Origin of the sequence: Marinifilum sp. (assembly GCF_965230805.1) — a bacterium.
Taxonomy (GTDB): domain Bacteria; phylum Bacteroidota; class Bacteroidia; order Bacteroidales; family Marinifilaceae; genus Marinifilum.
This window is the reverse complement of the sequence record NZ_OZ246019.1, coordinates 1,936,504-1,958,546: the sequence shown is the minus strand read 5'-3', so window position 1 is coordinate 1,958,546 and position 22,043 is coordinate 1,936,504. Positions and strand designations below refer to the sequence as shown.

Here is a 22,043-nt window from a genome sequence, read left to right as displayed (position 1 = left end):
TGTGTTTTTTATCTCTTTTCGTATTGCTGTTCATAGTATTTCTCGTAATCTCCCGAAAGGATATGCTTTAACCATTCGGAGTTGGCAAGATACCAATCAACGGTTTGCTCAAATCCTTCTTCGAACTGGATAATAGGTTCCCAACCCAATTCATTTTTAATTTTGGATGCATCAATGGCGTATCTCATATCGTGTCCCGCACGATCTTTCACGAATGTGATTAGGTTTTGAGAAGTTCCGACTTCTTGGCTTAACTTTTTGTCCATGATATCGCATAGTTTTCTAACCAAATCGATATTAGCCCACTCATTGTTTCCGCCAATGTTATAGGTTTCGCCGATTTTGCCAAAGTGGTAAATCTTATCAATAGCCAAAGCATGATCTTCTACAAATAACCAATCTCTAACATTCTCCCCTTTTCCATAAATAGGAAGCGGTTTAGAGTTTTTAATATTGTTGATTACCAATGGGATCAATTTTTCTGGAAATTGATTGGCTCCATAATTATTGGAACAATTTGATAAAACTACAGGCATTTTATAGGTATGAAAATAAGCTCTAACCAAATGATCAGAACTTGCCTTTGAAGCAGAATAAGGACTTCTTGGGTCGTAAGCTGTGGTTTCTAAAAACTTCCCTGTTTCCCCCAACGAACCATACACTTCATCGGTAGAAATGTGATAAAATCGCTTGTTGTCCATTTTGTCCTTCCAAATTTCCTTAGCAGCATTTAGCAAGTTAACGGTCCCAACAATGTTGGTTGTAATAAATGCCAATGGATTTGAAATGGAGCGATCAACATGCGATTCAGCTGCAAGATGCAGTACCCCGTCAAATTGAAAATCTTTAAACAGCTCGCTTACAAAATCCAAATTGGTAATGTCACCTTTGACAAAAGTATAATTTGGTTTTGAATCAATATCCTTTAAGTTTTCAAGATTGCCGGCATAAGTGAGTGCATCAAGGTTTACGATTTGATATTCCGGATATTTGTTTACAAATAAGCGAACTGCATGTGAGCCTATAAAGCCGGCACCTCCTGTGATAAGTATTTTCTTTTTCATCTAGATATAAACTTAATTCATATGAAAGATGGAAGTCGCAAAATTAAAATAATCCTTGTCATTTATGTATGATAATTATTTTAATTATGCTCGTTTCATTTGTATTTATTTAAGCATCTTGGTTATTCTGTCAGATGTTCCAAAAGGCTCACTTGCCAATTCCATGCAGATAGTAAAGTATCATCAAGTGTACTTTCCGATCTCCAAGCTAAATTTTGGGTAGCAAATGAAGTATCAGCGTAAATTTGTTCAACATCGCCAGGTCTTCTGTCAACGATTTTATGCGGAACTTTTTTGCCTGTTGCTCTTTCAAATCCTTTAATTATTTCAAGTACCGAGACTCCTTTACCAGTGCCGATATTAAAATATTCATAGTTAGATTTGTTTTGATCTTGTAATAACCTTTCAATTGCTACAACATGAGCTTTTGCCAAATCAACTACATTAATATAGTCTCTGATACAAGATCCGTCAGGTGTGTTGTAATCGTTTCCAAACACATTTAGTTCAGGGCGAATTCCGGCTACTGCTTGAGTCAGGAAGGGAATAAGGTTGTTTGGAACACCCAATGGCAATTCACCAATTTTAGCACTAGGATGTGCTCCAATTGGATTGAAATATCTCAATGCAATACCTTTCAATTCTGGATTAGCTTTAAGGCAATCACGAATAATATCTTCGCTAATGGATTTTGTATTACCGTAAGGAGATTCGGCCTCTTTTCTTGGAGTTGATTCGGTTACAGGAAGTATATCAGGCTGACCGTAAACAGTACAGGATGAAGAGAATACCAAATTTGGAATATGATGATTCTTCATAGCCTCCAGAATATTCATCAAAGAGTTTAAGTTGTTACGGTAGTACATTAATGGTTTTGCAACCGATTCGCCAACAGCCTTATTAGCAGCAAAATGAACTATTGCTGATAATTTGGGATATTTCTTAAAAAACTCTGCTGTTTCTTCTGCCTTGCTAAGATCAAGCATCTCGAAAATTGGCCTGACTCCAGTAATGGCTTCGATACCGTCTAAAACCTCGATTTTTGAGTTAGAAAGATTATCGGCTACAATAACTTCAAAACCGTTGTTATGTAATTCTACAGTAGTGTGTGATCCAATATATCCGGCACCGCCGGCAACTAAAATTTGTTTTTTCATAATTAGTATAGTCTATTAATGTTATAAGTAAAATTAAGTCCTTTTTCAGTAAAACGATCCAGTAATTTAATTAATTTAAAATTAATTGCGGAATGTATTGATTTAGAGTCAATTGCTTTTTGCACGAAAAGAATCCATTTGAGCAACATTTATTTTTACTTATATTTGTGTACTATGCTTGAGATATCAAAATACATACAAGATCTATTGTTTGTGCACGATTGTGTAATTCTACCAGGCTTTGGTGGATTTGTTGCGAACTATCGCCCTGCTAAAATCGATGAGAATAGCCAAGTCTTTTTTCCTCCATCAAAAGATTTAGGATTTAACCGTAATCTAAATCAGAACGATGGATTGTTGATTAACCATTTGGCTGATTCTGAAAATTTAACCTATACCGAGGCTGAAAAAGCTGTCCTGTTTTTTGTTGAGGATATGCGTGTTAAAATTCAGCGTGGAGAAGAAGTGGTGATCAAAGGAATAGGTACATTTGTCAAGGATAGGAAACACAATTTACAATTTGAACCTAAAACAGATCAAAATTATTTGGTTGATAGTTTAGGTCTTGGGCAATTTGATATTTCAATCTGGAGTCAGCCAATTGAAGAGAGAATTTCATCTGTTTCGGAAGATACTAGAAAATTAAAAGGTTTATTTACAAGAAAACGCATTTGGTATTCGTCGGCAGCAGCTTTTTTATTGGCTTCGGTTGGTTTACTACCAATGAATTCGGAAAGAACGTCACTTCTAGATTCGGCCTCGATGCCATTTACCAGCGAGAACAAATCCTTAACGGAAAATAACGTTCAATTAAAAGCTCAAATTTCTCCTTTAGAGGAATTGGTAAAGTTTGAACCTAATATTAATAAGAAATCGGAGTCTGTTAAGATTGAAGAACCTAAAGGAAATAGGTTTTATTTGATTGCAGGAAGTTTTACAAGCATGGAAAATGCGAAGATTCTTCAAGAAGAGCTATTGTCAAAATCATACCCTGCTGTTATCATTAAAAATAAAAATTTGCTTTCTGTTGCCTTAAACCAATTTGATTCAAGACAGGAGGTTGATGCTTGTAAGAAAAAGGCAATTGCGACTAATCCAAAATCATCTTATTGGGTTTTGAAGAAATAACATTATACTGCAGATAAAAAAGAAAAGCGCTTTCCAAAAAGAAGCGCTTTTCTTTTTTATAATTACTTAATTTCCGAACCTGGTTTAATTGTCTGATCAGGAGAAACAAATGATAGTTTACCATCTGCATCTTCAGCCATAAGAATCATCCCTTGAGATTCGATTCCTTTTAACTTTTTAGGCTCTAGATTCACCAAAATACTTACTTGTTTCCCTATAATTTCTGCTGGTTTATAATATTCAGCGATTCCTGAAACCACTATTCTTTGATCTATTCCAGTATCAACTGTTAACTTTAAGAGCTTCTTAGTTTTAGAAACTTTTTCAGCATCTGTAATTGTACCAACACGAACATCCATTTTCATAAAATCATCAAAATTGATGTTATCCTTAGCTGGAGTAACTGGTTTGTTTGCAGCTTCATTCGCTGCCTTGGTATCCAATAACTTATCAACTTGAGCTTGAATTGTTGCATCTTCGATCTTTTCGAATAACAAGGTAGCTTTGTTAATGTTGTGACCTACTTTAATAACATTTTCTCCAACATTTTCCCAAGCTAACGGTTCGATATTTAAAAACTCTCTCACTTTTTTAGCAGAGAATGGCAAAAATGGTTCCATCAATGTTGAAAGGTTGGTGGAAATCTGAAGACATATGTTCAGTATGGTTTTCACTCTTTCCTCGTCGGTTTTGATAACCTTCCATGGTTCAGTATCAGCCAGGTATTTATTTCCTAAGCGGGCAAGGTTCATTGCTTCTTTCAATGCTTCACGAAAATGGTAGGTATCAAGGTTCTTTTGGACATTGGACTTAATAACAGGAATTTGAGCTAAAGTTTCCTTGTCAAAATCATTTAGCTGGCCAGCTGGAGGAACGATACCACTAAAATATTTGTGCGTTAACACCAATGCACGGTTAACGAAATTTCCTAAGATCGCAACCAACTCATTGTTGTTTCTTGCCTGAAAATCCTTCCATGTAAAATCGTTATCCTTTGTTTCTGGTGCATTTGCAGTTAGTACATAACGCAATACATCTTGTTTTTCAGGAAACTCTTCAAGATATTCATGTAACCAGACAGCCCAGTTTCTTGAGGTTGAAATTTTATCACCCTCCAAGTTCAAGAATTCGTTTGATGGTACATTCTCAGGAAGAATATAAGAACCTTCAGCCTTAAGCATAGAAGGGAAAATGATACAATGGAAAACAATATTATCTTTTCCAATAAAATGTACCATTTTTGAATCTTCAGCTTTCCAATATTTTTCCCAGTTAGTAGTATGCTCTTTTGTTGCAGAGATGTATCCAATAGGTGCATCAAACCACACGTACAATACCTTGCCTTCTCCTCCTTCTAAAGGAACAGGAACCCCCCAGTTTAAGTCTCGAGTTACCGCACGCGGATGAAGTCCATTGTCTAGCCAGGATTTACATTGGCCGTAAACATTGGGTTTCCATTCCTTGTGTTCTTCAAGAATCCATTGTTTTAAATGTGGTTCATATTTATCTAATGGTAAATACCAATGCTTGGTTTCTTTTAATTCAGGCTTGTTTCCAGTGATTGAAGATCTTGGATCAATAAGGTCGGAAGCATTTAAGGACGTGCCGCAACTTTCACATTGATCGCCATAAGCTCCCTCACTTTTACAATGAGGACAAGTTCCTGTAATATATCTATCTGCTAGAAATTGGTTTGCTTTAGCATCGTAATACTGTTCACTTGTCTTTTCTACAAATACTCCTTTTTCATGCAAAGTCTTGAAGAATTCAGAAGCTGTTTCATGATGTATTTTATTACTGGTTCTTGAATACACATCAAAGGAAATACCGAATTTCTCAAACGAATCTTTAATCATGTAGTGATATTTATCCACAACATCTTGTGGACTAATTCCTTCTTTCTGGGCTTTAATGGTAATAGGTACACCATGCTCATCGGAACCACCAATTAAAAGAACATCTTCGCCTTTCAATCGAAGATATCTTGCATAGATATCGGCAGGAACATATACACCTGCAAGATGACCAATATGAACTGGGCCATTTGCATATGGAAGCGCTGTAGTTACAAGAGTTCTGTTAAATTTCTTCATACGAGATCTATTTTTACAATCGGAATAGATATGATATCTTAAAATCTATTCTTCAATACATTATTTGCTTACTTATGATTTGAAAAAACACTTGTTTCGATAAATCGTTGGCAAAGATAAGATAGAATTATCAAAAATATTGTCCTTCGTTTGTATTTTATTCTTAATTTGAACACACTTTACAATAAAGCTAAAATTAATATGTATCAACCTGCTGCCTTACAAAAAGGAGATAAAATTGGGATTGTTTCGCCGGCCGGAAAGATCGAACAGGGAAAAATTGATGCTGCAGTAAACGCACTCGAGAATTTAGGTTTAAAAGTTGTGTTAGGCAATCATATTTTTGACGAGTATCATCAGTTTGCCGGGAGAGATTTGAATCGTTTAAAAGACTTTCAACAAATGTTAGATGATTCAGAGATAAAAGCAATTCTTTGTTCAAGAGGAGGGTATGGCTGTGTACGATTGCTTGAACTCGTTGATTTTGACCTCTTCCTTCGCAAGCCGAAGTGGATTATCGGATATAGTGATATAACGGTTTTCCATAGTTATTTAAATAACATTTTAGAGGTCGAAAGTTTACATTCTGTTATGCCTATTAACTTCAGGGATGATCCTACTGGAAAATCAACCGAAACCTTATTTCTAGGGATGTTTGGTACTATAGAAGACTACAATATTCCCCCTCATAGTTTTAATCGTTTAGGTGTGGCTGAAGGTGAAATAATTGGAGGAAACTTGTCGATTCTATATAGCTTAAGAGGTACGATTATGGATTTTGAGATGCATGGGAAAATACTTTTTATTGAAGATGTTGGTGAGGAACTGTACCATATAGATAGGATGATGCATAATTTAAGGTTAGGGGGTAAACTATCAGAATTGCAAGCCTTAGTTGTTGGAGGTTTTAGTGGCATGAAAGCAGGTAATCCTAAATTCGGCAAAAGTGCTTATGAAATCATAAAAGAATCTGTATCCAATTATTCTTACCCTGTTGTATTTGGATTTCCTGCCGGACATCTTAATGACAATTGGACGATTCCACTAGGAAGATACGTGAAAATTAATGTTGATGAAGAAAAGGTAGGTTTTACTTGGTATAAAAATAAAGGATATTAATGGCAAAGCACAACGACTTAGGAAGATTAGGAGAAGATTTGGCAACCAATTATCTACAAAATATAGGATTCGCAATTCTTGATCGAAATTGGATTTACCAGAAAAAGGAGCTTGATATTATAGCTTTAAAAGATGATTATCTTGTTGTGGTTGAAGTTAAATCGCGTTCTACGGATTATTTTGAACATCCTTCGGATGCTATTACACTATCGAAAATAAAGTATCTTACAAAAGCTACACAGGCGTACGTAGATTTAAAAGAAATTAAACAAGAAGTAAGGTTTGATGTTGTTAGTGTAATTAAGGATAATGATAATTTTAAAATTGAACATATTGAGGATGCATTTATAGCACCAGTTGATTAGTCAGCCATATATTTATCGATTGTAGAAAGCAATTCTTCAAATCGTATAGGCTTAGCAAGATAATCATCACAGCCAGCGTCTAAAATGCGTTCTCTATCTCCTTCTAATGCGTAGGCAGTTTGCGCAATTATTGGAATTTTGCTATGACGTTTTTTAATTCTTCTGGTAGCTTCGCATCCATCCATTATAGGCAAACGAATATCCATAAGAATAACATCTACATCTTCAGTAACATCCACAATATCCACGGCTTCCTTTCCGTTTTTTGCCCATAATAATTCAGATTCAGTTCTACTTAAAGCAGCATCGAAAAACATATTATTAATTTCCTCATCTTCTACGATAAGAATTCGCTTATCTTTCCAGTTGTATTTTTGGGTGTAGTTAATTTGATTCATAACTAAGAATACTTTTAAATAGCGTTATAGATTTTCTAAATATACAAAATCAAGGCTAGTTAAAAAAAAATCATTTTAAGAGCTGATATTCGGATTTTATAACAGTATGCCGTAAAACTCAGTGTCTTACAGGTTTTTGAGATGAAGTATGCAAAATATTAAACAAATCCATAACCAACATAACAGTACGTTAAAATTAAACAGAATCCAATTAAGATTTTTGTTGATACGCATTTATCTTTTCTTTGTGTTCAATTGCGGTCACTTTGTCAAAATTCACTTTGAACTGAAAAATTGATCCAATTTGAGGAGAGCTTGTAACATTTATCTCTCCGTTCATTAATTGTACAATTTGCTTGCAAATTGCTAAGCCTAAACCTGTACCCCCATATTTTCTGGTTGTGGAAGGGTCAACTTGGCTAAACGACTTGAATAATTTAGGAAGATCTTCCTTTTTTATACCTATTCCTGAGTCAATTACTTTAAATATAATCTCAACCTTTGATTCATTTTCATTCAAAATTTCTGCTTGAAGTACTATTTTACCTTTGCTAGTAAACTTTAAAGCATTATTGATAAAATTAGATAATACTTGTTTCAGACGAACCTGATCGCCAAGAAAATAGGGAATATTCTCGTCTATGCTAACCTGAAAATTCAATCCTTTTTGAACTGCTTGTTTTTTGTAGATTTTCTCAACATCACTTACAATTTCATAAATATTAATCGGTAGTTTTTCCAATTTAAGATTGTGGGTTTCCATTTTGGAAAAGTCAAGAATATCACTTAAAAGTGCTAGAAGTTGTTCCGAAGATTGATGAAGAATATCAATAAAGCTTTTTTGTTCTTCGGTAAGCTCGGTTTGATTAAGAAGCGCAGTGATGCCACAAATTCCATTCATTGGTGTTCTGATTTCATGCGACATGTTCGCCAAAAATAGTGTTTTGGCATGTGCACTTGCTTCGGCTTCTTTCCGTGCTTTTTTAGCATGTGCCGCCTGTTGTTCGAGTTCTATCGACCTAAGCGAAATTAACTGACTTTTCTTGTGATTGTTGATTACTAACCATGCTAAGCCTAACAGGTTTAGGTTGATAAAAACAATTATAATTAAGAATACGAGATTTTCATTTTCCTTACTTTGATTTTCTGATATAGAACAAATGGATGTAAAATTTTGGTTTTTAAAGTTGTTTATTGGATTAACAATTAAATCGAAATACTTTTTGTCTAGCTTGAACGAATGAATTTGAGCAGTTGTTTCACTTCGTTTAAAAAATAAAGGATGGATTTGATGCTTAATATTACGGAATTTTATATCAGATATTTGATTAATATTTAGCTTACTATGCACATTCTTAATTTGATGAAAATCTTCGAGCAAGAAGAAGAACTCATTGGGATAAAGTTGATTAAGAGAATTTAATAATTCGTTTATTGGATGAGAGATTTCAACGGTGCCCAAATGTTCATTTTCAAATTTTAGTGGATATACAATCCTATATCCAAAGAAGCCTTCACTATTCTCGAAGCCTTTCACTTTAATTTGTTGGATGTTAGCTAATTCAACTGAAAACTGGTGATCGAACAAATTAATACCATATTCATTTAGCTTATTAAAGTAAATAAACTGTTCCCCATCTTTCAAATGAATCTGAAATTCTCTTATTCCAAGTTTATCAAGCTTCTGATAGATTTGATCGTACATATTAATGATACTATCCCTTATCAATTGGATATTATCAGGTTTTGAAACGTATACTTGTTGCAGTGATTTTAGAAGAGTGGGATTGTTTACTTCAAAATTGAAAAAATAATCTGAAATTTCTTCCGATTTTGTCGTTACATTATTGATATGCTCTAGTAATTCCGATATTCTGGATTGATTGTATTTATCGGATGAAAGGTTTTTTAAATAGAATAAAGAAATGATTAGCGCAGCCCATGTAATAACAAAGGTTACAACTAATTTGGGCCTTTCGAACCAAATATTTTTAAAAGACATATCAACTATAGCTAAAAGATGTGTGCAAAACTATCTATATTTGTTAGTCTTGAGTTTAAGAGACTTTTAATAAACTATTAAATCGTGAATATAGAAGAGCATAGATTGTTTTGCTTATCTAAAAAGGCAGTAATAGAAAGTTTCCCTTTCGATAATGAAGTTTTTGTGTTTAAGGTTTTGGATAAATTGTTCCAGCTTGCAAATATAAATTTGAGTATGAGTTTAAAATGTGAAAAGGAAGTTGCAATTGAACTGTGAGGGCAATATCCAGCTGTGCTGCCAGGACTTTATATGAATAAGAAATATTGGAACACTGTAATAATCGATGGAAGTATTCCAGATGACTTGCTTAAGAGTTGTTTCGATAAATCCTATCAGCTTGTAATTGAAAAAATGCCTGATAAAAAGCAGGCAGAGTTAAATATTTTTGTAAACTAAATCAAATGAATAAATTACTTCTTACATTATTTTGTTGTAGTAGTTTGCTTGTAGCAAAAACTCAAAACAAACAGAAGGTAAAGAAATTTACAACAGTTACAGAAGTGCATACAACTTCTGTAAAAAATCAACAAAGTACTGGTACTTGCTGGTGTTTTGCCACCGTTTCATTTATAGAAACAGAACTATTAAGAATGGGTGCACCTAAGTTGGATTTATCTGAAATGTACATCGTTCGAGAAGCCTACTCCCAGAAAGCTAAACGTTATTTTCGTGTTCATGGCAAAGGCAATTATAGTGAAGGCGGACAAGCTCATGATGTAATGAATGTCATTAGAACTAACGGATTTGTTCCTGAATCAGTTTATTCGGGTAACCTATATCAAGGAGATTACCATATCCACAGAGAAATGGTTAAGTCAACAAAAGCCATGATAGATGAGATTGTCAAAAATCCAAATAAAAAGATTACACCAGTTTGGTTTGCTTCCATAAATGGAGTCCTTGATACGTATATGGGTAAGCTGCCAGAAAATTTTGAGTATAAAGGTAAAACTGTTAGTCCTCAAAAATTTGCCACTGATCTGGGTTTTAATACGGAAGATTATATTGAGTTAACATCATACTCGCATCACCCGTTTTATAAAAAGATTAATTTGGAAATTCCAGATAATTGGTCGAATGATTTATATTATAACCTGCCGATTGAGGAGCTAATGGAATTAGTGAATTATGCTTTGGAAAATGGTTATTCTATCTGTTGGGATGGAGATGTTAGTGAAACAGGATTCTCGCACAAAAATGGATATGCTGTACTACCAACAATGAAAGAAACTGAGATGAGTAATTCTGAGATTGCAAAATGGGAAGATGAGGTTGAGAATAAGAAGCAAAAGGTTCAAAAGAATATCAAAGAACAGGAAGTGACTCAAGAACTGCGTCAGATAACCTTTGATAATTTTGAGACAACCGATGATCACCTCATGCATATTATCGGAATTGTGAAGGATCCACAAGGAATTAAATACTATAAAACGAAGAACTCTTGGGCTGCTGATAGTAATAAATTTGGTGGATTTTTGAACATGAGTGAAGCATATCTAAGATTAAAAACAGTAGCTATCATGGTACATAAAGCTGCTTTACCGAAACATCTTAAAATCAAATTGGGATTATAGGGATACTTTTTGATCCTAAAGAGAACCTAAGGCAGCGTCTTTAATTATCGGTACATTCTATTGTTTTAATATATTTGATAATCAAATTCATTTAATGATATGATTTCCTATATTATTTTATAATATTGTTAGTCCAGTAATAGATTTGTACATGCAAATACACAGCACGATATCTATAGAAAAATTCAGAATTGGTAATCAATCCGCTTTTAGGCATTTGTATGATAAATACTATGAGGCCTTATTACTTTTCGGACAAAAATATATTCTGAATAATGAAGCTGTTGAAGACATTGTACAAGATAGTTTTATTATAGTTTGGGAAAAGAGAACATCCTTTTTTCAAGAAGCATCTATCAAATCTTTTTTATACAAAGCTGTTCGCAATTCATGTTTAAATTATCTCGACCATCAAAAAGTAATGAGGAAACATGAAACTCAATCAAAAGTTGATGTTTTGAGTGAAGAGTATTTTTTGAACAATGTGATTGAGGAAGAAGTAAATAGAATAATTGCAGAAACTGTTGAGAGGCTTCCCGAATCGGCAAGATTTATTTATTTGTTAAGTTTAAAAGGGCTTAAAAATGCCGAGATTGCAGAAGATCTGAATATTTCCATAAATACTGTTAAAACACAAAAGCAACGTGCTAATAAATATTTAAAAGAGAACTTGAAAGATTTATTTACATTGCTTTAATCCTATAGATTACAAAGAATTAGAAAGGTGACAAAGTTTTAAAGTATTTTGTCACCCTTTTTTAAAGCAAGCCTGTTTTAGCACATATTAATGAAAAGAACACGATGAAAGATTTAAATTCAGGATTTAAAATTGCTGATTTAATTGCTAAACGATTGGCGGGTCGATTAAGCCATGAAGAAAATCAGTACCTGGAGGAATGGAAGAATACCAAAGAAGAGAATTTGGCTTTATTTCATAAACTTTCAATGAATCCTGAAAAACAATATTTTAATAGACAAACCAAGTTGGAGCGATCTAATAAAGATTTGGGATGGGATAAAATTCAATCAAGAATAAAAAAGAATAGACATAGAAAGTTAAGGTTAAATGTAATGAGAATTGCAGCAGTTCTTATTCTAGCCTTAGGAACTACATATTACTTTTCAAGCATCATAAGTAATAGATCTGCGAGCATAATCAAACCGGGAACTCATAAAGCTCTATTGATTATGAGCGATGGTGAAATATATCACCTTGATCAACAAGTCACTTTGAACGAGGGGGGGGTAATCATATCAAATAACACTCAGGAGTTAATTTATAAGAAAAGATCAGATAATACCATACCACAATTAACCTTTAATACCATTATTATTCCCAGGGGTGGGGAATATCAGTTGACACTAATGGATGGAACGAGAATTTGGCTCAATTCAAATTCAAAACTTAGATTTCCATCAGAATTTGGATCAGGGCTAAGAATAGTAGAACTTGAAGGGGAAGCCTTCTTTGAAGTAGCTAAGGATTCTGTTCATCCATTTGTTGTCGACGTAAATAAATTACAGATAAAAGTGTTAGGTACTTCATTTAATGTGAATGCGTATTCCGATTCATATGAAATTGTGACTACTTTAGTTGAAGGGAAAGTTATAGTTGATGACACTTTGTTCGAAAATAAAGTTTTATTATTACCGAATGAGCAATGCATTTTCAACCCTATATCAGGAAAAACATTAAAACAGGAAGTTGATACAAGAATTTATACTGCTTGGAAGGACGGACGATTTGTTTTTGAAAATGAAAGCTTGGAGGATATCATGAATAGACTTTCCAGATGGTATGATGTGGAGGTATTTTTCTTAAATGAATCGATTAGAGAATTGAGATTCACCGGAGATCTTACACGATATGATAATATCAATCAGATATTGGAGTTGATAGAGCTAACACAGAAAGTAAAATTTACAATAAAAGACAAAGGTCTTCTGGTGGAGAAGGTATAAAAAACCGGGATTTGCTGCCACAAACCCCGGACAAAGCCAATAAACACAGCTATAACTAGCAGTGTAATACTAACCAAATCACAGCTCCAAATTATGAAAAAAAATTGAATTAGTCGATTATGCAGAAAAGAAAAGAGTTTTTTGTGATTAGGCTCCTGTTTTTCTTTTTGCTATTTGTATTTTTCGGACAAAAGTCTAATGCTTTAACGCAGGAAGAAAGTATAAGGTTGAGAATGAAAGGTGTTAGTTTAATTGAGGTAATGAATGCCATCAAAGAAAAAACGGAATACACATTTCTGTATAATGTAGGTGATATTAAGAAGATTAAAGGGCTTAATCTTTCTGGTTCACCTAAAAGCATTAAGAAGATTCTCACCGAATGTTTGTTAAAAACAGGCTTAACATACGAAATTAGAGATAAAGTCATTATAATAAAGCCAAAAGTTAATCGATTAAATTTTGAACCCAATTATGTTTTTCGTGTAAAAAATCTTAAAGGGAATGTTACTGATAATAAAGGTATGGCTGTACCTGGAGTATCGGTGCTAATAAAAGGAACATATTTTGGCACTTCGACAGATATTAAGGGGAATTATTCCTTGTTAACAGCAAATGATTCCAATTCTGTTTTGGTTTTTTCATTTATAGGCATGAAAACCAAAGAGATTAATATTGGTGACTTAAAAGAAGTAAATGTTGTTTTATACCCCTCCGATGAAAAGTTAAGAGAAGTAATTGTAACTACAGGTTTTCAGAAAATCGACCGTAGCTTATTTACAGGTGCAGCCAATAAGTTAGACCAAGAGGATATTGCTCTTTCAGGCATTGCTGATGTTAGTAGGTCGCTGCAAGGGCATGTGTCTGGTGTGCAGGTTGAAAACATCTCCGGTACTTTTGGAACTTCACCAATTGTACGTATTCGTGGAAAGGCCTCGGTGAATGGTAGCAACAAACCTCTTTGGGTGGTTGATGGAGTGGTGCAGGAGGATATTGTTGAACTTACTAACAATGATCTAACTTCGGGAAATTTATCAACGGTTCTTAGTTCTGGTTTAGTTGGAATCAATCCTGATGACATTGAATCATTCCAGGTTTTGAAGGATGCTTCGGCAACTGCTCTGTATGGAGCTAGAGCGATGAATGGTGTAATCGTAATTACCACTAAGAAAGGAAAAACGGGTAAACCCCAAATTACCTATTCCGGTAGTGTAATAATTCGTCGAAAGCCAAACTATTCCCAATTCGATATTTTACCTTCAGATCAAGAGATGTCGGTGTATGAAGAACTGTATGAGAAAGGATGGATCGATATTGCAAAAGCATCATCTGCTTCTAATCATGGAGCTTTAAGTAAAATGTTTCATGAGATTGCAAGCAACAATATAAGTTGGGGATCAGATGGAGGGCTGAATTATCAGTTTTTGTCAAAGTATGCAAATTCCAATACCAATTGGTTTGATATTTTATTTAGAAATTCCATATCCCGGCAGCATTCATTTAGTATCCGAGGCGGATCTGATAAGTCAAAATACTATACTTCTTTAGGATACTATCATGATAATGGGCAAACAGTTGCTGATCATGTAAAGAATTATACCGCTTTGGTAAAAGCTGATTTTGATATTTCTAAAAGGTTGAAGATAGGGTTCAAGTTGTCTGGAAATAAGCGAGATCAGAATTTGCCTGGATCGAAGGATAGAAAATTTGAACCAATAACTGGTATATATGAACGCAATTTCGATATTAATCCTTTCAATTATGCCTTATATACTAGTCGAAGTATAAGGCCTAACAGTGAGAATGGGGAGTTGGAATACTTTAGAAGAGATTTTGCTCCGTTTAATATTTTATATGAGCTGAATCACAATTATGTGAATGTTGATGTTGATGATGTATTGTTCCAAGGAGACTTGCATTTTGCATTAACTTCAGAATTAAGGTTCCGAACAAAATTTCAAGGGCGTTGGGTCAATACTATGCGTGAACAAAAAATACACGAAACTTCAAATCATGCTGAAGCATACCGCGCAGATAACCCACTTTTTGTTGATAATAATAGCTTTCTTTTCGATGATTCTGATTCACCAGAAAGAGATCCTTATACAATTTTGCCTCACGGAGGATTTTATAACACTACCAAAAATTCACTAACCAGTTATTTTATTAGAAATATAATTGATTGGAAAATTAGATCAGATCATAATCATATTGCCAATTTATTATTTGGACAGGAAATCAGATATACGGATAGAAAAGAAATTCATAATGAGGAATGGGGATATTCTTATAAAGAAGGAGGTATCACAATTACTGATCCAAACCTTAACAGGTACCTTAAGTTTCGCGATCAGGAAGATTACTATAGGAACAAGGAAAGGTATAGGTTTACAGGGGCTTTTTTAACAGCATCTTATACTTATAAAGGCAGGTATATTATCAATTCTACGATTCGGCATGATGGAGATAACCGCCAAGGAAAAGGCAGTGATTCAAGATATTTGCCTAGTTGGAATGTTAGTGCTGCTTGGAATTTACACGACGAAAACTTTATGAGGTCTTACGATTTTATCAATAGATTAAAACTGAAAACAACTTATGGTTTATCCGGAGATAATGGAACTGGTGTAAGTCCATCTCTTATTTTGAAAACCGACAAGCCTCTAAGGCCTTCTGCTGATGATGGTGAAACCGTTTTGTATATAGAAGAGTTGGCTAATAAAGATCTTACTTGGGAAAAATTATTTGAGTTTAATTTAGGACTGGAGCTGGAAGTTCTTGACGGAAAATTTTATGCGGATTTTGAATACTACAGAAGAAAGTCAAAAGATTTACTTGGCTTTGTTACCACAAGTGGTATCGGAGGAATTCGCAATAGGTATGGTAATGTAGGCGAAATGGAAATTAATGGTTTCGAATTTACTTTTAGTTCTCGAAATATTAAGAAGAATTACTTCTTATGGGATACCAGATTCACTTTTAGTTATGGAAAAGATAAGATAACTGAGTTTTATAATGAGCCAAGAATTGGAGATGCAATTCAACCATTGGGAACGAATATAAAAGGATATTCTTCCAATAGTTTATTTTCGATTCCTTTTGCGGGATTAGATGAAAAAGGTATACCTCTTTTTTATGGATCCGATGGAGAAATAATACAAAGAATAAATTTACAGAACAGGATAGACATATTAAACTATTTAAAATATGAAGGCCCAACCACTCCAAAAGGGTTTGGAGGATTAGAGAACATATTTAAGTTTAAAAGACTCACTTTATTAGTTGGTATAAATTATCGATTTGGAAATAAGATTCGATTAGAAGATGCGTTTAACGATAACTATGATGATTATTCGAGTTTGCCAGGAGGTTTAAAGAATAGATGGATGAAAGCTGGTGATGAGAATATAACTGATATTCCGGCGATACTTACGAGGTGGGATTCAGAGTCTTTAAGCAATGATGGATTAAATCCTTATCAACTTTATAATAAAAGTTCTGCAAGAGTTGCTGATGGGAGTTTTGTCAGACTAAAGAATGTTAGTGTGATATATCAGTTGCCTGATTTATGGTTAAAATCTTTGAGTTTAAGTTCTGCTAAAATTAAATTGGAGGCTTATAATATAACCTTGCTGTATTCCGATAAAAAATTAAATGGAATTGACCCCGAATTTTTTCAATCCGGAGGAATTTCTTTGCCAATGGCCAGAACTTACAGTTTTTCTGTAAATTTAAGTTTTTAAATATCCCATATTTGTTTTGATGAAAAGGCGCTTGCTTATATTGTTATCTGCTTTTCACTTGTTTTCTTGTGATTCATTCTTAGACGAAAATCCTGACGATAGACAAGAGTTAAAAACTGTTGAAGATGCATCCATGCTGATAGCAAATTCCTATAACCAAGGAACTTATTTATTTGTGGAGTGGATGACGGATAATGTTGTGGCTATTCCAGGTAATTTGCAACGAGATCATATGACAGAAGCTTTTACATGGGCACCTATGGATTCATACGAATCTCAGGAATCACCAACCTTCTTTTGGGAAAATGCATACTATGCAATTGCCCATTGTAACGAGGCTCTGGCTGTAATTGATAAACTTAATGGCGACGATGATTTAAGATCTGCAATAAGAGGTGAAGCCTTAATTTCCAGAGCTTATAATCATTTTATATTGCTAAATATTTTCTCTAAACATTATAATGCAAATACTGCCGATAAGGACTTGGGAATTCCTTACGTAGAAGATATAGAAGATGAGTTGTTTAAAAAATATTCGAGAAGTACGGTAAAGGAGGTGTACGAGAAAATTGAAAATGACCTTACAACAGGTTTAACATGGTTAAAGAATGACTATTTTATTGGTTCAAAAAAATATCATTTTACAAGAAAGGCAGCATATGCCTTTGCTGCTCGGTTTTTCTTATATAAAAAGGATTATCAAAAATGTTTGCAGTACTGTAATTTAGTTTTGGAAGAGAATCCTTCTGCTTACGTTCGAGATCTTTTTCAAATATACAAAGGAACAAGCTTTAGTGATATGGCAGCTAAAAATTCAGATGTTAACGAGATTTTTAACCTTTTAGTTATGCGAAAAGAAACCTTTTATGCGAGAGTAAACTATGGCTACAGAAGTAATACAGACATCTTTATAAATATTTTTGAAAACAATATTCAGAAAGAGGATGACATTAGAAATCAGCAATGGGATCATATATCTGGAGCAACGGTTGCTCCCAAATACAACGAACTTTTTCGATATGTGACTTCTAATACAGGTTATCCATATTTCATTCAAAGCGAGCTTAGGGGTGAAGAGGTTCTTTTGAATAGAATGGAGTCTTACATCATGCAAGCTGAATATCAGAAGGCATTAGATGATTATCACACGCTGGCAGACAAGAGGTATAAAAATGGAGGTATCCTGAATGTTGAGCAAATAAAGGAGTTTTATTCTTTAGCAGATACTAAAAATGCTATGATAAAGTTCTTGCTTGATGAGAGAAGAAAGGAATTTCTTGATGAGGGCTTGAGATGGTTCGATATCAAAAGATTTGAGATACCGGTTGCTCATATAGATTTAAATGAGAATGAATTTCAGTTAATTCCCAATGATATCAGAACTGCAATACAATTGCCACAATCGGTAATAACAAATGGATTACAACCAAACCCCAGATAAAAATGAGATTGAAGCCATTATTTCCATATATTTTGATTCTTGCATTGTTCGCAATAAAAATATCATGTGATAATGGTGAAAAAGTTAATTATATTGATCCGGAGATTGTTTTATCAAAGCATCCGAATGATATATACTTGCGCGAAAATATCCTTAAAGAATACGGAACTGCAATTCGTTGGCGGTTGGATCAAAAATATTTAAGTAAAGGTCAAACTGCTGATTCAATTCATGAGAATTTGGTAATTCCAGTTACAAAGTTGGTTGAAAATTTATGGATTGAACCATTTATTCTTCTATCTATCCACTCCGAGAAGTTTATACGTGAACATATGCCCAAAGAGTTATTGTATTTGGGTTCGTATATATACAATGGTAATGGAGATACAATCCAAGGGTATGCCGAGAGTGGAGCTAGAATAAGTTTGATGAATTTAAACTCGTATGATTTGGAGGATCGGCTTTGGTTAGATGATGTTTTAATTAATATGCATCATGAGTTTAGCCATATAGTGTATCAGAATCATGGATTACCCGAAGAATACGATCAAATTTCCTCGGATGGATACTTGGGTGAAGGTTGGAAGAAAGGAGTATCGCTGTCCGATGCCATCATAAGGGGTATGGTATCAGCATACGGCACAAAAAATCAGTATGAGGACTTTGCAGAATTAACATCAAGATATCTGGTATTGGATTCCACTTACTTTAATTCCACTTTTTTAAAAGATTCGGAATGTGATTTATTCTCGGAACCCGACTCATGCAAAAGAATTAATAAGGGACGAGAATTAATAAGACAAAAATTGAGCTTAATTAGAAAATACTACTTCGAAAAATTCGAATTAGATATTGATGATTTAAGAGATACAATACAAAAAAGAATGCCCGTCAGCAAGGATGTAATCAATCAACCATAGACAAACTGGTTGGCATCGGTATGGATTTTATTACCTTTGCATTAAGTTACAATATACAATTTAATTCAATTGAGATGCCATCTGAGATATTTAAGGTTGACACTGAATCAGGAACCCCAAAGTACAAGCAATTAATCAACTCTTTACTGCAATCAATCGACATGGGACAGCTTTCTGTTGGAGATCGATTGCCATCAATAAATTCAATTTGTAAGGAGTTTGGTTTATCCAGAGACACCGTTTTGGTTGCATTTAACGAACTTAAAGTACGAGGGGTTATCTCGTCTGTTCCTGGTAAAGGGTATTATTTGGCTAGCACATCCACTCAGTTTAAAAAGAATGTTTTTTTGCTTTTTGAAGAATTTAATGTTTTTAAAGAAATTCTTTACAACTCTTTTATTGAGAACTTAAATGATAAAGCAATTGTCGATATTTACTTTCATCACTTTAATAGATCCGTTTTTAAAGAATTAATTGAAAGCAATAATGGAAAATATACCTCGTATGTTATAATGCCTGCCAAGTTTAACGATGCTTATAGCGTATTAAAAGATTTGCCTCAGAATCAAGTTTATATCCTAGACCAAACCAATTCAACCCTAAAAAGACATTACCCTGCTGTTTACCAAAATTTCGAAAAAGACGTATTCACTGCTTTAGAATCAGGGGTGGATTTATTGAAGAAATATAAAAAGATCTATTTCGTATATCCTGGTGGCAAGGAACCTCTTGGGCAATTAAAAGGATTTAAAATATTTGCAAGTCAATATCAGGAGCAATGGAGAATGTTGGTTATCGACTCTTTAAAAGAACGTAAAATTTGTTCAGGAGAAGTATATATTGTGCCAAACGACAATGATTTGGTAACCCTTGTGAAAGAAGCCAAAAAAGAGCAACTGGAAATAGGTTCCGAACTAGGAATTATTTCCTATAACGATACTCCACTAAAGGAGGTTGTTGCAGATGGAATTACAACAATTAGTACCGACTTTAAGGAAATGGGAAAGATTTTGGCCGATTTGGTTCTGAATTCAAAAAATAATCTAATCGAAAACAAGTCCCGATTGATTAGACGCAGCTCACTTTAAATTGTATACCAATTAAAAAATAAGCCTTTAATTCTGTCAGCATTGATAAAAAAAGTTGAAAGCAAGAATATTATGCGTTGTATGAATCGATTTTCTATATAGAAATTAAATATTATACACAGCATAAAAATACTATCTATTATAAAATTGCATATATAACATCGCAAAAACACTATAGCTCGTAAGAAAATGCTAGTTTCACAACGTATTCTGAATTTTTACATAGCAAATATGTCTTCAAAGAAAAAAGGTGACAAATTATTGTCAGAATGCTCTTTCGAGAGAGAGGAAGGTCAAATGCAACTCATAATCTTAGCGTGACTAAAAAAATTGTCACAGTTTTTTACTGATATTGCCTTTATGCGGCGAATAACTTTAATTGAACTCAGATTAACAATCCGTCAGTTTGGTAAGAAAACGTTCTTTCAGAGATGACAATTGCATCAAAAAAGAGGATATCACAATTTTGGACATCCTCGTTCTTTTATAAGTCACCCTTATTGGTTCTTCCATATTATCGGTCAGAAACAGCAAGGTCCAAATAATCATACTTGGTGTATCTATTCAATTTTAGATAAACTCTTCTCCTTTTGCGATTTTTACATCATTCACAAACTTTCGAATCTCTTGCTCATCTTTTTTACGGCAAATTAATAAGGTCTTTTCAGTGTCTACCACAATGCAATCCTTTAAACCTTGAACAACCACCAGCTTCTCGTTTGGTGCGTTTACCAAACAATCTTTCGACTCATAAATCATTACGTTTTCTCCCTGAATTGCATTTTGGTTATCATCTTTAGCAGAATGTTCGTACATCGATCCCCAGGTTCCTAAATCGGACCAACCAAACTCGGTGCAATAGACATATACGTTATCTGATTTTTCCAGAATACCATAGTCAATCGATATATTCTGACATTCAGGATATATTTTGTCAATTGCATTCTGCTCATTTTCCGTATCAATATCCTCAAAAATAGAATCGAATAAAGCACTTACATCGGGCAAGAATGTATTAAACGCATTCTGAATGGCTTGTAAAGACCACAAGAAAATTCCAGAGTTCCAGAAAAATTCCCCGGATTCATAAAAAATCTTAGCCAAGTCAAAATGTGGTTTCTCGGTAAAAGTCTTTACAGGATAAATGTCCATTGATTGTTCGACTGAATTTTTGCCTACCTGAATGTAACCATAACCCGTTTCTGGCCTGGTTGGTTGCATTCCCAAAGTCATCAGTTTATCTACATCCTTTATAAAGTTGATTCCCTCCTTTAATACTTCAAGGAACTTTACTTCATTCAGAATTAAATGATCGGCGGGAGTTACAACAACCGAGGCATTCTTGTTTCGCTTTAAAATTCTATAATTTGCATAAGCAATGCAAGGAGCTGTATTTCTTCTCAAAGGCTCTAACAAGACTTGATCCGATTTCAGTTCCGGGATCTGCTCTAGCACCAAGTCTTTGTAGATGGCATTGGTTACTACTAAAAAGTTTTCCACAGGACAAACCGGCGAAAATCGCTCGAAAGTATGTCGAATCAATGTTTTACCTGTTCCAAGAATATCAAGAAATTGTTTGGGTCGTAAATTTTTACTTAATGGCCAGAATCGAGAACCGACTCCCCCTGCCATGATAACGCAGTAATTGTTAGTATTCATACTGATTTTTAATATTTTGCATTTAAATATAAGTTATCCTAAAATACAGAAATCCGTGTTCAATTCAAAAAATGTTAAGCTATAAGCTAAGTTTTATTCAAAAAATTATTACCGATTGCATTGATTTTTTAGAAAATTGATGCCAAAAGCAGTCAGATGCTTTCAAAATGTAATTTTTACTTTAAAATAACCCATACTTTTTAAAAACTTTTAAGAAAAAGCTCTTAAAACTGACATTCAGTGACGGATATTTTAAATCAAATTTTGGATATTATAGCCATTTTATTTCAG

The 22,043-nt window shown here is 33.8% G+C and carries 17 protein-coding genes; 11 read left to right on the top strand and 6 right to left on the bottom strand.

Annotation, left to right across the window (positions count from 1 at the left end; all coding sequences use genetic code 11):
- Nucleotides 1-8: 8 nt before the first annotated feature.
- Together rfbB and galE are read right to left on the bottom strand one after the other, a co-directional pair.
- On the bottom strand, nt 9-1,064 hold the full coding sequence (gene rfbB / locus ACO05S_RS07780; RefSeq protein WP_421920956.1) for a dTDP-glucose 4,6-dehydratase: 1,056 nt from the start codon (nt 1,062-1,064) through the stop codon (nt 9-11).
- A gap of 122 nt (nt 1,065-1,186) precedes the next feature.
- A complete protein-coding gene (galE, locus tag ACO05S_RS07775) occupies nt 1,187-2,221 on the bottom strand; it encodes a UDP-glucose 4-epimerase GalE (protein WP_421920955.1) in 1,035 nt (344 codons plus the stop codon).
- A gap of 174 nt (nt 2,222-2,395) precedes the next feature.
- On the opposite strand from galE, the gene ACO05S_RS07770 reads away from it, so the two are divergent.
- Nucleotides 2,396-3,349, top strand: coding sequence for an HU family DNA-binding protein (locus ACO05S_RS07770; protein WP_421920954.1), 954 nt, complete (start codon nt 2,396-2,398; stop codon nt 3,347-3,349).
- Nucleotides 3,350-3,411: 62 nt separating this feature from the next.
- On the opposite strand, the gene metG is transcribed toward ACO05S_RS07770, so the two are convergent.
- A complete protein-coding gene (metG, locus tag ACO05S_RS07765) occupies nt 3,412-5,442 on the bottom strand; it encodes a methionine--tRNA ligase (protein WP_421920953.1) in 2,031 nt (676 codons plus the stop codon).
- Between the two features lie 168 nt (nt 5,443-5,610).
- On the opposite strand from metG, the gene ACO05S_RS07760 reads away from it, so the two are divergent.
- Together ACO05S_RS07760 and ACO05S_RS07755 are read left to right on the top strand one after the other, a co-directional pair.
- The gene (locus ACO05S_RS07760) at nt 5,611-6,561 is read left to right on the top strand and encodes a S66 peptidase family protein (protein ID WP_421920952.1); all 951 of its coding nucleotides are present in this window, start codon (nt 5,611-5,613) and stop codon (nt 6,559-6,561) included.
- Nucleotides 6,561-6,926 (top strand): YraN family protein, encoded by a 366-nt coding sequence (locus ACO05S_RS07755; RefSeq protein WP_421920951.1) that lies wholly within the window; start codon nt 6,561-6,563, stop codon nt 6,924-6,926. Before ACO05S_RS07760 ends, ACO05S_RS07755 begins: the two co-directional genes overlap by 1 nt.
- Here ACO05S_RS07755 and ACO05S_RS07750 read toward each other — a convergent pair.
- Both ACO05S_RS07750 and ACO05S_RS07745 read right to left on the bottom strand, forming a co-directional pair.
- Complete coding sequence (locus ACO05S_RS07750; protein WP_421920950.1) at nt 6,923-7,324, bottom strand: response regulator; 402 nt, start codon at nt 7,322-7,324, stop codon at nt 6,923-6,925. The genes ACO05S_RS07755 and ACO05S_RS07750 overlap by 4 nt on opposite strands.
- Nucleotides 7,325-7,535: 211 nt before the next feature.
- Nucleotides 7,536-9,326: a sensor histidine kinase gene (locus ACO05S_RS07745; RefSeq protein WP_421920949.1), complete on the bottom strand. Its 1,791-nt coding sequence runs from the start codon at nt 9,324-9,326 to the stop codon at nt 7,536-7,538.
- A gap of 273 nt (nt 9,327-9,599) precedes the next feature.
- On the opposite strand from ACO05S_RS07745, the gene ACO05S_RS07740 reads away from it, so the two are divergent.
- The 8 genes from ACO05S_RS07740 (at nt 9,600) to ACO05S_RS07705 (ending at nt 20,093) form a co-directional block, all read left to right on the top strand.
- Nucleotides 9,600-9,764, top strand: a complete 165-nt coding sequence (locus ACO05S_RS07740) for an MmcQ/YjbR family DNA-binding protein (protein ID WP_421920948.1) — start codon at nt 9,600-9,602, stop codon at nt 9,762-9,764.
- Nucleotides 9,765-9,769: 5 nt separating this feature from the next.
- On the top strand, nt 9,770-10,942 hold the full coding sequence (locus ACO05S_RS07735) for a C1 family peptidase (protein ID WP_421920947.1): 1,173 nt from the start codon (nt 9,770-9,772) through the stop codon (nt 10,940-10,942).
- Between the two features lie 151 nt (nt 10,943-11,093).
- Entirely contained in the window at nt 11,094-11,639 is a 546-nt protein-coding gene (locus ACO05S_RS07730) for an RNA polymerase sigma-70 factor (RefSeq protein ID WP_421920946.1), read from the top strand.
- A gap of 104 nt (nt 11,640-11,743) precedes the next feature.
- The gene (locus tag ACO05S_RS07725; RefSeq protein WP_421920945.1) at nt 11,744-12,904 is read left to right on the top strand and encodes a FecR family protein; all 1,161 of its coding nucleotides are present in this window, start codon (nt 11,744-11,746) and stop codon (nt 12,902-12,904) included.
- Nucleotides 12,905-13,023: 119 nt separating this feature from the next.
- Nucleotides 13,024-16,644, top strand: coding sequence for a SusC/RagA family TonB-linked outer membrane protein (locus ACO05S_RS07720; RefSeq protein ID WP_421920944.1), 3,621 nt, complete (start codon nt 13,024-13,026; stop codon nt 16,642-16,644).
- A gap of 19 nt (nt 16,645-16,663) precedes the next feature.
- Entirely contained in the window at nt 16,664-18,085 is a 1,422-nt protein-coding gene (locus ACO05S_RS07715) for a RagB/SusD family nutrient uptake outer membrane protein (RefSeq protein ID WP_421920943.1), read from the top strand.
- Between the two features lie 2 nt (nt 18,086-18,087).
- Nucleotides 18,088-19,005, top strand: coding sequence for a substrate import-associated zinc metallohydrolase lipoprotein (locus tag ACO05S_RS07710; protein WP_421920942.1), 918 nt, complete (start codon nt 18,088-18,090; stop codon nt 19,003-19,005).
- A 20-nt stretch (nt 19,006-19,025) separates the two neighbouring features.
- The gene (locus tag ACO05S_RS07705) at nt 19,026-20,093 is read left to right on the top strand and encodes a GntR family transcriptional regulator (protein ID WP_421920941.1); all 1,068 of its coding nucleotides are present in this window, start codon (nt 19,026-19,028) and stop codon (nt 20,091-20,093) included.
- Nucleotides 20,094-20,663: 570 nt separating this feature from the next.
- Here the strand turns inward: ACO05S_RS07705 and ACO05S_RS07700 are convergent.
- The gene (locus tag ACO05S_RS07700; RefSeq protein WP_421920940.1) at nt 20,664-21,752 is read right to left on the bottom strand and encodes a mannose-1-phosphate guanylyltransferase; all 1,089 of its coding nucleotides are present in this window, start codon (nt 21,750-21,752) and stop codon (nt 20,664-20,666) included.
- Nucleotides 21,753-22,043 lie beyond the last annotated feature (291 nt).